Source organism: Yoonia sp. I 8.24, assembly GCF_022096995.1.
In the GTDB taxonomy this organism is placed as follows: Bacteria; Pseudomonadota; Alphaproteobacteria; order Rhodobacterales; family Rhodobacteraceae; genus Yoonia.
The window spans coordinates 1-14437 of sequence record NZ_JACXGQ010000001.1; the positions used below are offsets into that span (position 1 = coordinate 1).

At 53.8% G+C, this 14437-nt stretch carries 15 protein-coding genes; 12 read left to right on the forward strand and 3 right to left on the reverse strand.

Annotated features, from left to right (window positions below):
• The 3 genes from Yoon_RS00005 to Yoon_RS00015 all read right to left on the reverse strand — a co-directional run.
• On the reverse strand, nucleotides 1-3256 hold a 3256-nt coding region (locus tag Yoon_RS00005; protein ID WP_238109058.1), incomplete at its 3' end, for a calcium-binding protein.
• On the reverse strand, nucleotides 3253-3933 hold the full coding sequence (locus Yoon_RS00010; protein ID WP_238109059.1) for a hypothetical protein: 681 nt from the start codon (nucleotides 3931-3933) through the stop codon (nucleotides 3253-3255). The genes Yoon_RS00005 and Yoon_RS00010, both read right to left, overlap by 4 nt.
• A 447-nt stretch (nucleotides 3934-4380) precedes the next feature.
• Nucleotides 4381-4539 carry a hypothetical protein gene (locus Yoon_RS00015; RefSeq protein ID WP_238109060.1) on the reverse strand — a complete coding sequence of 53 codons (159 nt, stop codon included), beginning with the start codon at nucleotides 4537-4539 and terminating at the stop codon, nucleotides 4381-4383.
• Between the two features lie 18 nt (nucleotides 4540-4557).
• Here Yoon_RS00015 and Yoon_RS00020 point away from each other — a divergent pair, with 18 nt between their 5' ends.
• The 12 genes from Yoon_RS00020 to Yoon_RS00075 all read left to right on the forward strand — a co-directional run bounded on the left by Yoon_RS00020 (nucleotide 4558) and on the right by Yoon_RS00075 (nucleotide 14426).
• On the forward strand, nucleotides 4558-5121 hold the full coding sequence (locus Yoon_RS00020; RefSeq protein ID WP_238109062.1) for a phage tail protein: 564 nt from the start codon (nucleotides 4558-4560) through the stop codon (nucleotides 5119-5121).
• 173 nt (nucleotides 5122-5294) lie between these two features.
• On the forward strand, nucleotides 5295-5990 hold the full coding sequence (locus Yoon_RS00025; RefSeq protein WP_238109063.1) for a helix-turn-helix transcriptional regulator: 696 nt from the start codon (nucleotides 5295-5297) through the stop codon (nucleotides 5988-5990).
• A complete protein-coding gene (locus tag Yoon_RS00030) occupies nucleotides 5990-7942 on the forward strand; it encodes a phage terminase large subunit family protein (protein ID WP_238109064.1) in 1953 nt (650 codons plus the stop codon). Before Yoon_RS00025 ends, Yoon_RS00030 begins: the two co-directional genes overlap by 1 nt.
• Before the next feature lie 2 nt (nucleotides 7943-7944).
• Nucleotides 7945-9540: a phage portal protein gene (locus Yoon_RS00035; protein ID WP_238109065.1), complete on the forward strand. Its 1596-nt coding sequence runs from the start codon at nucleotides 7945-7947 to the stop codon at nucleotides 9538-9540.
• Nucleotides 9537-9806: a hypothetical protein gene (locus tag Yoon_RS00040; protein ID WP_238109066.1), complete on the forward strand. Its 270-nt coding sequence runs from the start codon at nucleotides 9537-9539 to the stop codon at nucleotides 9804-9806. Before Yoon_RS00035 ends, Yoon_RS00040 begins: the two co-directional genes overlap by 4 nt.
• Before the next feature lie 16 nt (nucleotides 9807-9822).
• Nucleotides 9823-10878 carry a head maturation protease, ClpP-related gene (locus Yoon_RS00045; protein WP_238109067.1) on the forward strand — a complete coding sequence of 352 codons (1056 nt, stop codon included), beginning with the start codon at nucleotides 9823-9825 and terminating at the stop codon, nucleotides 10876-10878.
• 3 nt (nucleotides 10879-10881) lie between these two features.
• Nucleotides 10882-11265, forward strand: a complete 384-nt coding sequence (locus Yoon_RS00050; protein ID WP_238109068.1) for a head decoration protein — start codon at nucleotides 10882-10884, stop codon at nucleotides 11263-11265.
• Nucleotides 11266-11278: 13 nt separating this feature from the next.
• Nucleotides 11279-12271: a major capsid protein gene (locus Yoon_RS00055; protein ID WP_238109069.1), complete on the forward strand. Its 993-nt coding sequence runs from the start codon at nucleotides 11279-11281 to the stop codon at nucleotides 12269-12271.
• A 115-nt stretch (nucleotides 12272-12386) separates the two neighbouring features.
• On the forward strand, nucleotides 12387-12743 hold the full coding sequence (locus Yoon_RS00060) for a hypothetical protein (protein ID WP_238109071.1): 357 nt from the start codon (nucleotides 12387-12389) through the stop codon (nucleotides 12741-12743).
• Nucleotides 12743-13111: a hypothetical protein gene (locus Yoon_RS00065; protein WP_238109072.1), complete on the forward strand. Its 369-nt coding sequence runs from the start codon at nucleotides 12743-12745 to the stop codon at nucleotides 13109-13111. The genes Yoon_RS00060 and Yoon_RS00065 overlap by 1 nt, the downstream gene beginning before the upstream one ends.
• Nucleotides 13111-13884: a hypothetical protein gene (locus Yoon_RS00070; protein WP_238109074.1), complete on the forward strand. Its 774-nt coding sequence runs from the start codon at nucleotides 13111-13113 to the stop codon at nucleotides 13882-13884. Before Yoon_RS00065 ends, Yoon_RS00070 begins: the two co-directional genes overlap by 1 nt.
• Nucleotides 13884-14426, forward strand: coding sequence for a phage baseplate assembly protein V (locus Yoon_RS00075; RefSeq protein ID WP_238109075.1), 543 nt, complete (start codon nucleotides 13884-13886; stop codon nucleotides 14424-14426). Before Yoon_RS00070 ends, Yoon_RS00075 begins: the two co-directional genes overlap by 1 nt.
• The last annotated feature ends 11 nt before the right edge of the window (nucleotides 14427-14437 follow it).

The following is a 14437-nucleotide window of genomic DNA, read 5'->3' on the forward strand; positions in this document are numbered from 1 at the left end:
TCCCAAAGTTCTCAAGGTTCCCTGCGATGACATCATCACCGCCACTGTAGATGATCGTGTCATCCCCATCGCCAGCCGTGATCGTATCGTTACCAAGACCTGCGCTGATTGTGTCATTACCAGACCCGGCATCAATCGTTTGACCAAGGTCATCAATGATATCACCGTCAGCGTCGACAAAGCTGCTGTCGATGACGTCGTCGGTACTCGAACCGGTGACCGTCCGGCCATTGTCTGGCACAAAGAGGCTAGGGTAGGCTCCAACAAGCGCCGATGTTGGTTCAATCGTGATTTGATCGCCGGTTCCATAGGATAGGACGAAAGCGCCAGAAGGTAATGAGCTACCAGTTACGCCAGCAGGCAACGCGCCGAGATCGCTGATTACGACGGCATCAATTGAGATGACATCTTCTGCTGGATCAAAATCGGTGATCGTATCGGTGCCGTCACCTGATGCGAAGGTGAATGTATCGAGGCCCGCGCCACCCGTGAGGGTGTCGTTGTCGGTGCCCCCTAAAACGGTGTCGTTACCTGCGCCTGCAACCACGGTGTCATCACCCGCACCAGCATCGATTGTTTGACCCAAATCATCGATTAAATCACCGTCAGCATCAATAAAGCTACCATCGATGACATCACCTGAACCGGTGCCAGTCACGATACCATCGCTTTGCTCACCAAACAGGTCAGGGTAGGCGGCCTCAAGGTCGGTATTCGTCACGATAGTGATTTGATCGCCAGAGCCGTAGCTCAGCACAAAATCAGTGCCAACGGTTGCGCCGGTCACGCCAGTAGGCAACGCGCCGAGATCGCTGATCACGACGGCATCGATTGAGATGACATCTTCGGCTGGGTCGAAATCAGTGATCGTATCGGTGCCGTCACCTGAGATGAAGGTGAATGTATCAAGGCCTGCGCCACCCGTAAGGGTATCATTGCCGGTGCCCCCTAAAACGGTGTCGTTGCCTGCGCCAGCAACCACGGTGTCATCACCTGCACCCGCATCGATTGTTTGTCCCAAATCATCGATGGCGTCGCCATCTGCATCGGTAAAGCTGCCGTCGATAATATCTGCGGAGCCGGTGCCAGTCACGATACCGTCCCCGGTGTCACCGTCGCCTGTGCCAGAACCGGAGTCGCCTCCTGTCCCAGAACCACCATCCCCAGTGTCACCGCCCCCAGTGCCAGAACCTGTATCGATGTCGCCAAAGGGGCCAGATGTTAGTATTTCGATGGATGCATCAGACAAGATATCATCAATTTCGTCGGTGCTGGCCGTGATCGTTGACGCATAGTCATTGCTTAAGTCATCAGTTACGGATGAAATGATACTGTCGGGGTTCGGATACGATGCGTCACTTAAATCGATAGCCCAAATGATATCAGTTAGTTGGCCATTTGTAAGAGTGACATCTGCGGCGCTATAGTCGGTTTGGTATAATTCAGTTTCTTCATAAAGCTCTGGCTGTTCTCCAGGCTCTAATGGGCCGTGCCCCGTAGAGTAGATTGTAGTAGTCTCTTCGCCGGTAACGGTTCCAATATAGATTAATGCGCCCGTGCTCTTCACACGTAAATACGCGTCACCTGAAAGAAATTTCGTTTCAGAAATATCGGGAAACTCATAAAAATCGTACTCGTCAGGCAGTTCAAGACTACCGTCTACTTCGCCCGTATAGGTATAACTCCACACCAACTCGACATCATCGCTTGAAAGCCCAACGAGGTTGATCTCAGATACGCCGCTTTCCAAGCCGCTGATATACATATCACCGCCAGAGCCATCAAAATTAATGATCGCTTCTGATCCGGCTGTCGCGACGACCCATGTGTCACCGGCACCGCCATCAACAATATCGCCAGTGCCACCGGTAATGATCAGATCGTTGCCGTCGCCACCATTGAGAACATCACTCCCATCGCCGCCAATCAAGATATCCGCGTCCGCGCCACCGTTGAGCGTGTTGCTCCCCGCATCGGCCACGAGAATGTCGCTGCCCGCGTCGCCCCACAGTTCACTCGTCGAGCTGTCAGTGCCACCATATGAGTCCGCAAAGATAAGATCGTTGCCGGAACCGCCATGTAGTCTGTCGTCGTCAAGGCCGCCTTCGATAATGTCATTGTTGGCACCACCATCAATATCATCGTCGTCGTTTCCACCGTTAATGATATCGTCACCATCGCCACCGTCGATACGATCCTCGCCTTCGTAACCATAAATAGTATTGCCTGCGTCCGATCCGGTTACGTGATCATCCCCCGTGTTTCCCATTACATGCTCAAAGCCATCGATGTTAAATGAGGCGTCACCCGTCGAGGGAGTGCTGTACCGAACGGTCCCGCCTTGCAGGTCAGTAAACGCTGTGGCTCCCTCCGTTCCGATAACTAGCAAATCCCCATCAATGTGTGCGCCTCCGCTGACAGAAATAACGCTTAGCGCAGTTGTTCCTTCGTTGTGAAGGAAGACCACGTCATCGCCCCCTGCCAGGTCGATGCTTCGAAGATCATCGTCGAAAACAGTTGTTGCAGTTCCTGCACCCAACAATGCAGCGTCGGCGCGATCGGTTCCAATGATGGCTTCAACTTCTATAAGTGTATCAGATTCGCCGCCATGCTGAACCATAACCCCATCTGACAGATCTCTATTGTCGACAACAATCCCGTTTGACCCCACGCCCGCGAGCTGTTGATACGAAACAGTGTCGTAGCCCGAACCACCGTCAATTATGTCTGAGCCACCGACATTTTTGATAGTATCATCACCACCGTTCGATCTGACAGTATCGTCTTGTTGGGTAGTTATGAATTCGTCGCCGACAATAGTCCCAATTAAGACTTTTGGACCTGGAAGATCTGAAGCATCTACGATTTTTCCTACCGGTGTTATCCCACTGTCGCCTAGAAACTCGATTACTGAACCTACGGCGACCCCAGCTACAAAGCTTATGCCTCCAATGACGATACTTCCAGCCGCGAATGTCATGACGGGGGCTAGAAGTGATCCTATAACGACACTAGCTCCGACACCTGCAGCAACTGAAATAAGGGTTTCGACAAGAACTCGAAATCCTTCATTTTGATCTTCATCGATCAGGGCAGCTTCTAGCCCGCCTTCTAATCCGTCCATTGTAATTAAAAAATCGGCGGTGTCATATATTGCGTCTGCCAAGCCGTCATAACCCGCTGCGCGTGCCAACGCTACAGCTTCATCAAGTTGAGAAATTACGAGTTGAATTGCAGATTGTGCAGGTGAAGTCATTGAGTACCTTTTTTATCTTCTTTTGATGAAGTGAGTTTTTGTGTGAAAATTACGCAAAGACAACTGCTACAAAACAGCAGGCTCGGCATTAGGGTGAATGCTATTGATATCTTTCCTAAGTGAGCGGAATCATCTGTAGTCAGATATTGTGTGAAGAGGATAAGCCCCACCATTGCTGCGCTAAACAATGCGACGATTCGCGGCTTCCCGTTTGGGTGCCGTTCCAGTTGGCTAAATATATCATAAACGGTATTTGCCCAATGCGCCGGGTTTGCATATAGCATAACTCCAAATACCAATGATAAAATACCGCCAGTCTGTATCATGAGAAATGGTTTTATCGCGGTTACACTTCCAGAAAGCACTGCCGAAGAGATTGACGATGGTAGAATTTGGAAAGAGGCGATTGTTTGGGCCACCTCCAAAACACCTCTATTGGGTGTCCAGAAGTAAAATATACCACTTGCAGTCAAACTCGCAGCGAAGGAAATAACTATGACCAAATTAAGGTTTGGAACATTATACTTGATCGGCCTTTCTGGCCCTCTCCTTACAAAAAAAGGCACGGCCGCAAGAGTAATTAAGGGCCCAAAAAGGGCCCACCCCAAAGTGTAAATTAGTGAATAAACAGCCACCATCTTGTTTTCTCCATAAAGGCGTTTATGCGAGCGCAGCATATTCCGGTTCTGTCCCGGCCGGAAGGTCGGTAAACGTCTGTGCCTAGCCCCGTGTTCAGCCACGTCATATATGATAGGTGGGGGCGGTTTCCGCTATGCTTGCTGTGGTCAATACCGCGCATCCAAGTGCGACCATCACAGTTTCGGCAAAAATTTTAGTTCTCATTTAGAATCAACTTTTGGTATTAATGATATATTAGGTAAATCGTTAACGTTGCGCTTGGCTGCTGTAAAGCCTTGTTACAAAAAGTTCTTTTTTCGTTCTGGAAGAGGATTGAACAACGCGGTTTGCATCCAAAATGTGTAAAAAAGCGCCGCTTGGGTGCCCCGAAGTCGCGTTGTGCCGGGCTTAACATCACCACTTAACGTTAAGTGCCGTTGACAGATTATTTGCGTCTCGCTTAACACTGTCGCAGGATGACCCCAAGTCCCTGCCAAACGAGGTAATCACAGCGCAAGCTGGAAGTGGCATACCGAGGCCCCCGGATAGGTGAACAGGCGATAGCCGATCACCGTGTCTAAAATTAAGAGATATGTCTGAAGCTTATCCGCGTTGGCCATGATCAACCTCGGTTCATCACGTGTTTGGCGTGTGACTTCGATCATGCGAAGAGAGGGCAACCCATGTTCCGCGTTGGCGAGATCGATGTCCGCGAGCTTACGCAGTTCGGCAATATGCTGGGCGCGTTGGGGCAGGGTGGTCCAAAGGTTATCAATCTCGCGCTGAACCGGACGGGTGATATGGCCCGAACGCAGGTTGTGCGGGCATTGTCCAAGCAAACGGGACTGCCGCAAAAGATTATTCGCAAGGCGGTGAAGGCCAAGCGGTCGTCGTGGCAGGATTTGGAATACAGGCTTGAGGCATCGGGCGGTGATGTGTCGCTCAAGTATTTTAAAGCGCGCGAGACGCGCCGTGGTGTGACCGCCTATGTCCGTGGTGAGCGGGAACTGTTTGAGAACGTTTTCATCAAAGGCGGCAGCTTTGATCGGGGGCGTGTGGCGTTGAACATGGGTGGCCATGCCTTCCAGCGTATTGGTGGTCGCACCGAATTGGAGCGGCTTAAATCAGGCGTGTTCATCCCGCTTGAGATGGTTTCGGGCGCAACGGCGAATGCGTTTGAGGATGTTATCGCTGACGTGCTGCCACGCCGTCTCGACCACGAATTCAACCGCACGATGGGCCTTTAATGCGCCAGAAAAAACTAGGGACCGTAGGCCGTTTGGGATGCACGCGGTGCGTAAGCGGCCCGAGGATTTGCTAGTCAGACGGGTTTTGTGAAGCCTTAACAATCCGTGGTGTTGCTTAACAAACAACGGCTTAACAATAGAAGGTGATGCGAAACCCGAAGGGGCTATGAGATATGCAGCCAGAACAGCAACATCTTTCGCAGGCGGATTTTGCGCGCCACATGGGAGTGAGCCGCGCAGCTGTCAGTCAGTGGAAAAAGAAAGACATATTGCGCGACAACGCGTTCACTAGTCCCGAAAAAAAAGGAAAGGTGGTCGTGTCGGTGGCCGTCGATCAGGTGCGCCGCAATCGCGATATTGGTCAAGCGCTTGGGAATGGGATTGAAACCCGGACGTCGACGGATGCCGCGCCGAATGTTGGGCGACCTGAAGATGCTTTAGCAGAGGAAACCGAGCCAACCCAGCAAGCCTTGAGCGCTGTGCCAACTGATCAGCCAGATACCGTGCCGCCTGAACCGAAACGAGACACGGTCGAAGATCAATTAAAGCGCGCGCGGTTAGAGGAACAGCACCGCAAGAACCGGATGGGGGCGGCGGAAGAGGCACGGCAGCAAGGCAAGCTGATGTCGTCAGAGGATGCGCGCGAGCAAATGGCGCGTGTTGCAGTGATGATGTTGCAGATTTTTGAAGGATCTTTGACGGATTTCGCAGCATCGATTGCATCGCAATTTACTGTGCCGCAGCGCGATGTGCTGCATCTGTTGAAAAGCGAATTCAGGCAAGTGCGCCAGTCCGCCACGCAAAAAGAACGCGCGCGGCTTGCGAGCCTGGAAAGGAACACAACGACGTCTGTTGAATTGGATGGGTGATGTTAGACATTGCGGTGACAAGTGCAGAGTGGATGGCTGGCGATGTGTTGGCCGAGATCTTGAACCCGCCACCGCCAGTCGATTACCTCAAATGGGCCGAAGACAACATCGTGTTCTCGGAACGCGAGAGTGAGTTTTCGGGGCCGTATAACCGTCAACGGTTTCGGTATTTTGATGAGATTTTACGGGCGCTCTCGCCAGATGATCCGTGCCGTATCGTTAGCCTTTCCAAATCCGCGCAGCTTGGTGGGACGGTTCTTGCGAATATTTTCACGGGCGGTTCTATGGATATGGACCCCGGTGATTTTCTTTATGTGCATCCAACGCATGACAACGCGGTGCGCTGGTCAAAGATGAAGCTGTCGCCGATGCTTAAGGGCACGACGGCACTGCGCAAAATCTTTCCGATGAAAGCCCGCGATGGGCAGGATTCGGTGACCTATAAAGAGCGTCGTGATGGACGCGGTGCGCTCTTGATTTCGGGGGCGAATTCGCCGGCGTCTTTGTCGCAGGTCTCAATCAATCGTCAGGTCCAAGATGACCTTGCGAAATGGGATATGAACAGCGCGGGCGATCCTGAGAACCAAGCGGACAGCCGCAGTCAGGGCCGCGAGTTCGCAAAGATATTTAAGATCTCGACGCCAATGGTGGTGCCGGGATGTCGGATCACGAGCAGCTTTGAAGCGGGGAGCCAAGAATACCCCTATGTGCCGTGTCCGCATTGCGGGTTTATGCAGGTGCTTGCGTGGGAAAACATGTTGCAAAACCTGGATGAGGATCATCCAGAGCGCGCGCATTTTACGTGTCAGGGGCCAGATTGCGGCTGTGCAATCCAAGATCATCACCGGGCTGAGATTATCCCGCTTGTCGAATGGCGGGCGTCAAACCCAAAGCAGAAACGCTATCACCGCTCATTCTATCTGTGGTCGGCCTATTCGCCGTTGCAATCGTTTGAACGCATCGCGCGCGCTTGGCTGGCTGCAAAGGGAGATCCACCGAAGGAGCAGACGTTTTGGAATGACGTTGTTGGCAAAGCCTACCGGGTCTTGGGTGAATCGCCACCTTGGGAAGACTTGCGAGATCGCGCGTCAGAATCTGACTATGTGCATGGCACAATTCCTGCAGGCTATCCGCTGCTGACATGCGGCGTCGATTGCCAAGGGGATCGGGTGGAATGGCAGGTTGTTGCATGGGGAACAAACCGACGCCGGGCAGTTGTCGAATACGGCGTGTTCAACGGGCACATCTCGGATGAGGCCCGCCAGACCAAGTTGAACGGGTTGCTCAAGCAGGGCTTTCGCAATGCCTATGGGCGCAAGATTGAAATCGATCTGCTGGCGATTGATGGCAACGCCTATACCGAGGACGTCTGGGATTGGGCGCGCAAGCACCCGGCTGGTCGCGTGATCATGGTGCGCGGTGTGCATCCTGAAAGCGCACCGTTACTGGCGCAGGTCAAAAAGGAACGCAATCGGCGGGGCAAGCTGGTGCGCTATTCAAAACGCTTTTTCAACTTCGCATCATCGGTGTTGAAAATGGCGCTCTATCGCAACTTGAAAAAAGATGATCCTGAAGAGCGTGGGTTTGTTGCGCTGCCAAAGGGGCTGGAAGACGAATATTTCCGCCAGCTGACATCTGAATCGCGCAAGGCGCAAAAGGCAAAATCAGGGTTCACGCGGTATCTTTGGGTCAAAGATCCAAGCCAAGCAAACGAAGGGCTGGATACGCATTTGCAGGCAGAGGCTGCGGCCACCCGTTTGGGCGTGCGCAGCTTGCCGGATACGGAATGGGACAAACTGATGGCGGCACGTGAATGCCCGCCTGAAGATGTCCAAGCCGATTTCGAAGACCTGCTTATGGTCACGCGGCCAACGGCTGCTGAAGCGCCAGAAGAGGCGGTTAAATCTGAACGGGCAAAAGATCGCGCCCGACGTAAGTGGAGCAAGAAATAGCTGTGACTGGCCTGATTAAAAAAGCGATGGGGTTGATGCGTCCAGGTGTAAAGCAGGGGGCAGCTGTGCCGTCTCGCACGACGGCGCGTTATCTGCGGGACACCAAAAGCGGCGCCATTGCATCGCGTGCAGCACCTCTGACGAATAGCCGGGATGATATCCGCCGGGCTTGGTCACGCAGCGCAGGTCTGGCGATGGATCTCATTCAAAACTCAGGCCGCTTGAAGGGGGCCTGTGACCAAGTGATTGCAGATACGGTGGGGGTTGGGCTGACATTGACGCCTGACCCTGACCTAACGGGCCTTGGGTATTCCGAAGAAGAAAAAGCGGAATTTATTCGCCTGCTGAAACGGCGCTGGAAACCGTTTTGGAACGACAAAAAAGAATGCGACCTGCGCGGTAAGCTGACGGGACCGCAGATGGTTGATGTTGGTTTGCGTTGGGATATAGCGTTTGGCGAAGTTACGGGTGTTTTTGATTTCTTTGGTGATGCAGATCGCGCGCACTACGGGATTTCGACGGGGACAAAGCTGTGCTTGGTGCCACCGCAAAAATTGGTGCAGGACACCAATACATTTGATGGCATGTTTCAGGGAGTGGGCCATGACGCCAAGGGCCGCCCTATGTCATATCGGTTTGACACCAGTTCGAACGGTCGATGTGTCAAACGTGATTATGCGGCTTTTGATGCAGATGGACTGCCACTAGTCATGCATATCTTTGACCCGATGGATGCGACTGATGTACGTGGGATATCGAAGCTGGCACCAGCGTTTCGTAAACACATTCAAGCCGAAATGCTCGATGATGCGACATTGCAAATGGCGCTGTTGCAAACGGTCTTTGCGATCACACTAACGTCAGAGACGCCAAGCGCGGATGCTTATGAGGCGCTTGAAGTGCTGAAAGAGCAGGGCGGTGACGGTGTTGAATACGGCAAAGAGTATTTGGGTTACCTTGCTGGCAGCTTAGATGCGGCGGCTGAGAGCCGGATTTCGGTCGGTGCGGATCCGCAAGTGTCACATTTGGGGCCGGGGCAAAAGCTTGGTTTGGAAACGGCAAACGTGCCGGGCAAAGATTTCTTGCCGTTCTCGAACAGTCTGGCGCGGGACATGGCCCGCACGATTGGCTGTTCTTACGGCGGCCTGACGATGGATTACACGGATGCAAGCTATGCCAGTGTGCGCATGGAAACATCATCGTTGTGGCCCGTTGTGACGCGTCGTCGCGAACGTGTGGCCGCACCGATGTGCCAGATGGTTTATGAAAGCTGGTTGGATGAGGAAATCGGCGAAGGCCGTATTCCATTCAAAGGCGGGTATCGTGCATTCCGCGCGAACCGGGCGCGGGTTTGCATGGCAGGGTGGCAAGGTCCACCAAAGCCAACGGCTGATGATCTGAAATCTGCAAAGGCATCGACTGAGCGCATGCGCAATGGCACAAGTTCCGTGTCAATTGAGACGGGTGATCTCGGGATTGATGCTGACGCTCTGTTTGAAGAGCGTGAGCGCGCCCATAGGCGTTATCTCGATGCTGGCATGCAATCGCCATATGCGCCGAAAGGCGCGTCAACAGCCCCAGTCGGGAGCGCGACATGACTATAACAGGTACAGTCAAAATTGGGTCTGACCTGATTGATATCGCGAAGCCATGTGATGTGGTGTCGGCGTTAAAGAAAATGCAGTTGAAGCTCGCTGTCGGCGGTGTGCGCGAAACCGTGCGGATTGATGGTGAAGAAGTCTCGTTCATGCAGGCAAATGACAGTCGGTTGGCGTCATTGATTGCGCATTATGAAAGCGCATGCGCGCGGTCGGGTGATGGTAAGAAGCGGACCCGATTTGCGAAGCGATTTCGCTACACCTAAACCTTAGGAGAAAGACATGACCATTCTCGTGGATGGCGAACTCGTGTTGTACGGGTTCGTTGGTGAGAGCTATTGGGGTGACGGTTTCACAGCCTCCGAAGTGCTCGACGCCTTGGCTGAAGTTGGCCGCGACGCAGATATCACGGTGCGGATTAACTCGGGCGGTGGTTACACCGATGATGGCATCGCAATCTATAATGCGCTGCTGGCGCACAAAGGCGATGTTGCCGTTGTCGTGGATGCGATGGCCGCTTCTGCGGCGTCTGTGATTGCAATGGCGGGCGACAGTATCACGATGCGCGCAGGCGCGTTGATGATGATCCATGATCCTGCTGGCAGCACTTGGGGCAATGCTGAAAGCCATGCCAAATCCGTAGCGCAGCTGAACAAGCTCGCGGATTTGATGGCTGGCATTTACGCCGATCAATCTGGCGAAGATGCTGCAGATATCCGCACCGATATGAAAGCAGAGATTTGGCTGACCGGCGATGAGGCCGTGTCGCGCGGGTTCGCAACTGAAACCGAAGGTGGCCAATCCAAGTCGGTCGCCGCGTTTGACTACCGCGTTTATGACAACGCCCCTCAAAAACTCGTGGCGATGGCAAAGAAGGAAAACTGGTCCTTCAAAACCGAAGCGCGCAAAGCGGCATCCGCTGCATCACCCCCAGCCAAGGTAAAGGAGACACCCACCATGGCAACACAACCCGCACCAGCGGATCCGAATGCGTCTGCACAATCATCTGCACCGCTTTCTGCTGCTGACGTGAAGGCTCGCATTAAGGCGATCACCGAAGACGATGCAGCACAGGGCTGTGAAGGTCTTGCAAAGCACTTGGCTTTTGACACCGACCTTCCTGTTGACGAAGCCCTTGCGGCTTTGAAAGCGTCGGCGTCCGATGCGCCAGCACCATCTGGCGATGAGCCTGTCGATCCGAAAGGCTATCAAGCGCGCCGGTCGGCAGCAGCTGATTTGGCGCAACCCGGTGGAGGTGCGCCAGCGCCCAAGAAAACCGCCGCAACCATTGACACCAGCGGTATCTATGCTGGCCGTCGCGCACAAAAAGGGGTGTAAGACATGACGATTTCTACAATGGGCAAGCGCAATCTTGCGTTCTTACTATCGCCGTTGGCAGGGAATATCTCTCTATCTGAGGCTGTTATTCCAGCTGGTACTGGCAAGGTCGAAGCGGGCACTGTCTTGGGCGAACTGACAGCCGCACCGGGTTCTTTTGCACCATCACCCTATGCCGAAGTCGCTGGCATTGAGGGTGCCGAAACGGCGAAGGCCGTTCTCGGATATGCAGTCGATGCGACTGACGTTGATGTACGGGTCACGATTGTTGACCGGCTTGCCGAAGTCAAATTGCCGATGCTGACGTTTGAGGCGTCAGTTGATGATGAAACCAAAATCGCTGCCAAAGTTGCTCAGCTCGACGCTGTCAACATTCGCGCGCGCTAAGGGAACCAAAACTATGTGGGAAGAATTTTCCGTTATTGCGCTGACAGCAGCGCTGAACAATCAACCTTTTGTGCCCGGTCAAGTTGGCGCGACTGGCATCTTTGATGAAGAAGGTGTGTCGACGACCACCATTAAGATCGAAGAAAACAACGGCACCTTGGCGATCATTGAGCCAACGGCGCGCGGTGGTCCGGGGCAAACTTCTGACGATGATACGCGTCGCTTGATCCCGTTTGAAATTGACCATTTTGAGATCAATGACGCTGTGATGGCAGACGAAGTCCAAGGCGTACGCATGTTTGGCGAAACGGATCAGCTGGAAACAGTGCAAAACCGTATCGATAGCAAGCAGGTGAAGCACGCGCGCAGCTTTGATACGACGCTTGAACACCAGCGTGTGGGTGCGATCAAAGGGGTTGTTGTGTCAGGTCAGGGGCGCGTTTTACACGATCTTTATGACCGCTTCGGCTTGGCGGTTCCTGCGCCGATTGTCATGGGTTTGGGCAGCGCTGTGTCTGGGATCGCGACGAAGATCAAAGAAGATATTGTCTACTCTATCGAAGATGATCTCGACGAAGCTTACAGCGGCATCCATGCGATGTGTGGGCGCGAATATCACGCCGCACTTTGGGATCAAGCTGAGGTGCGTGAAACCTTCCTTGCTGACAACCAAGGCTACCAGCTGCGCGATGGTGCGCCTGACGTGTTCCGCGTTGGTGGTGTGACATGGGAGCGCTACCGCACCGGGCGTCGCGCCAAGGCTGCTAATAGCGATGTATCCTTCATCGCAGACAATGAAGCGCGTGTGTTCCCGGTCGGCGTGCCCGATCTGTTTATCACACGGTTTGCACCTGCGGATCTTGAAGAAACTGTCAACACCATTGGCCTGCCGCGCTATGCCAACCAATATCCGATGGCAAACGGCAAAGGGCGTCATTTGGATGCGCAGATGAATGCGATTTCTCTGTGCACACGTCCGGGCGCGCTGCGCAAGTTGACGATTTAAGCGATCACAATTCAACACATCAATCAAACAAAGGCCCGGTGCGGATGCGCCGGGCTTTTGGCTGCATTCTTATGCGGAGCACCGCATTGGCATTCAGCCAGTACAGGAGAAGATCATGGCGACTACGAAGAAAAAATGGGTGTCGTTCACCGGCAATTCAATCATTCCCGCCGCGATGGCTGGGGAAGATAAAGACGTCAAGGTGCGGGCCGGTGAGCCGGTTCAGGTGCCTGCGTTTTATGCTGATAGCGTTGTGCAGGACCGGATTGCCGTATTCTGCGATGCACCCAAGAAGAAGGCGGCTCCCAAGAAGACTGACGCCAAAGATACCGCACAGCAATTGGTTGATGCGCAAGCGGCTGTCGACCAAGCGCAAGTGGTGCTGGACGCTGCTGACGGTGACGAAGCCGTCACAGCGGCCCAAGCCACGCTTGATGCTGCACAGGCTGCTTTGAAGGCACTGCAAGCCTAATGGATCGCTCGTTGCGCGCCGAACTGATGGATGAGGTGGATGATGTCTGGTCGGAAACGATCAGGCATCTTCCGCTTGTCGCGGGCTTACAAGATCAAGCGCGCGGCGTGAGCGAATTCGGCGCGGTCATTCGCACTGGTGATCGCGGCTCTGAGGGCATGGGATTCGGTCGAGGCCGGAGTGAGCGAACTTCAATCGCGGCGGCTGGTGGGCATTTGCGGATCGACCGAATTGCGAACCCTGATGTGATCATACGCAAGGGTGACAAGGTCGTTGCGTTAGATCGCGGCGGCACACCCGCATTTGAAATCTTATCTGTTGATGATCGTTCGCATCTGCGTTTGATCTGCGAGCTAGGAGATGCTTGATGTCTTTGACCATGATGGCTTTGCGGATTGCTGCTGTTGAGGCTTTGAAGCTGGGTGGCACGCTTGTTGGCACGAACGTGCTAGACAGTCAGATTTCTGCGATTGATCAGACTGCTGATGGTGATTTGCAAACGGATCAACAGCGCCCATTCATTGCGGTCTATTCGGACACAAGCAAGGCGTCTGACTTGGGCAATACGGGGCTGCGCACGAACGGGCAGATTGAATTGACGTTCAACTGCGGTGTGTCTCTGACGATGGGGCAGACAAACAAAGAGACGGGCGTCACTGAAATCATTGAAGGATTGCCGTCAACGGATGCGCAATTTGAAGCGATCTTAGACGTAGTCGGCTGTCAGATTTGTCGGGTACTCACTGACCCGAGTAACCCTTGGTCGCAGGTCTTTGGTGATCTTTGCACGCTGGTGTCAAAAGCGCAGGTGCGCTCTAGCAGCGCTGCGGATGGTGTGCGTCTTGCGTGTGGACAGATTAAGTTGACGGTTGAAGCTTATGCGGATCCGCCACTTGGTCAGGTGTTCGCGCCGGATAGCCATTGGCTGAAGTTTTTAGCGTTAATGGCGCAAAATGGCGTCGCACAAGCGGGGCTGTTTGAGCTGATGCTGGGGCAGGCGAATACCTCGACAGACCAGAGCTATGAGGCCCTGACGGGTATGACGACGCGTGATGCGCGTTCTTTGGCGCTTTACGCGATGGATGGCGTGCCTGCTGGGGTAGTTGTTGCATCACCGATATCTGTTGAGGATCGCGGTTAATGGGACTGGCTGAGGAATTTGATAATCTCCGCCGACGCGTGTCTGAGTTGGAGCGCCGCGTGGGATCACAAGGGCGCACGGGTGTTGTGACGCAAGTTGATGCGTCTAATGGTCTGGCGCGTGTTCAACTCTCAGATGGCGACACGGCGATGCTAACGGGATGGATCCCGTGGGCTGAAGCTGCGGCGGGTGCAAATAAGACGCATAACCCGCCGTCTGTGGGGCAACAGGTCAAGATCACCTCTGAAAGCGGCGATCTGCATGATGCGATTATTCAGGGCAGTTTGAATTCTGATGCAAATGGCCGGCCATCTGCGGCGGGTGATGAATTTGTGCTGCTGTCTGTTGGCTCCGCATCGATCAAGGCTGTCGGCGGTGGATCTTCAATCGTGTTTTCGGTTGGTGGCTACTCTCTGACGCTATCGGCGTCCGGGGCCGTGAACAGCGGTGGGGCCTTGTCCCACAATGGAAAGAACATCGGTGACACGCATACCCACAAGGGGATCAGCGCCGGGCCGGACAATACTGGAACACCAAATTAAAGGAGGCCAGC

Bases quoted from the DNA above. Each gene is read 5' to 3' on its own strand.
- Yoon_RS00010 (WP_238109059.1), bottom strand. From the start codon at position 3,933: ATGCTGCGCTCGCATAAACGCCTTTATGGAGAAAACAAGATGGTGGCT.
- Yoon_RS00015 (WP_238109060.1), bottom strand. From the start codon at position 4,539: ATGATCGAAGTCACACGCCAAACACGTGATGAACCGAGGTTGATCATG.
- Yoon_RS00020 (WP_238109062.1), top strand. From the start codon at position 4,558: ATGTTCCGCGTTGGCGAGATCGATGTCCGCGAGCTTACGCAGTTCGGC.
- Yoon_RS00025 (WP_238109063.1), top strand. From the start codon at position 5,295: ATGCAGCCAGAACAGCAACATCTTTCGCAGGCGGATTTTGCGCGCCAC.
- Yoon_RS00030 (WP_238109064.1), top strand. From the start codon at position 5,990: ATGTTAGACATTGCGGTGACAAGTGCAGAGTGGATGGCTGGCGATGTG.
- Yoon_RS00040 (WP_238109066.1), top strand. From the start codon at position 9,537: ATGACTATAACAGGTACAGTCAAAATTGGGTCTGACCTGATTGATATC.
- Yoon_RS00045 (WP_238109067.1), top strand. From the start codon at position 9,823: ATGACCATTCTCGTGGATGGCGAACTCGTGTTGTACGGGTTCGTTGGT.
- Yoon_RS00050 (WP_238109068.1), top strand. From the start codon at position 10,882: ATGACGATTTCTACAATGGGCAAGCGCAATCTTGCGTTCTTACTATCG.
- Yoon_RS00055 (WP_238109069.1), top strand. From the start codon at position 11,279: ATGTGGGAAGAATTTTCCGTTATTGCGCTGACAGCAGCGCTGAACAAT.
- Yoon_RS00060 (WP_238109071.1), top strand. From the start codon at position 12,387: ATGGCGACTACGAAGAAAAAATGGGTGTCGTTCACCGGCAATTCAATC.
- Yoon_RS00065 (WP_238109072.1), top strand. From the start codon at position 12,743: ATGGATCGCTCGTTGCGCGCCGAACTGATGGATGAGGTGGATGATGTC.
- Yoon_RS00070 (WP_238109074.1), top strand. From the start codon at position 13,111: ATGTCTTTGACCATGATGGCTTTGCGGATTGCTGCTGTTGAGGCTTTG.
- Yoon_RS00075 (WP_238109075.1), top strand. From the start codon at position 13,884: ATGGGACTGGCTGAGGAATTTGATAATCTCCGCCGACGCGTGTCTGAG.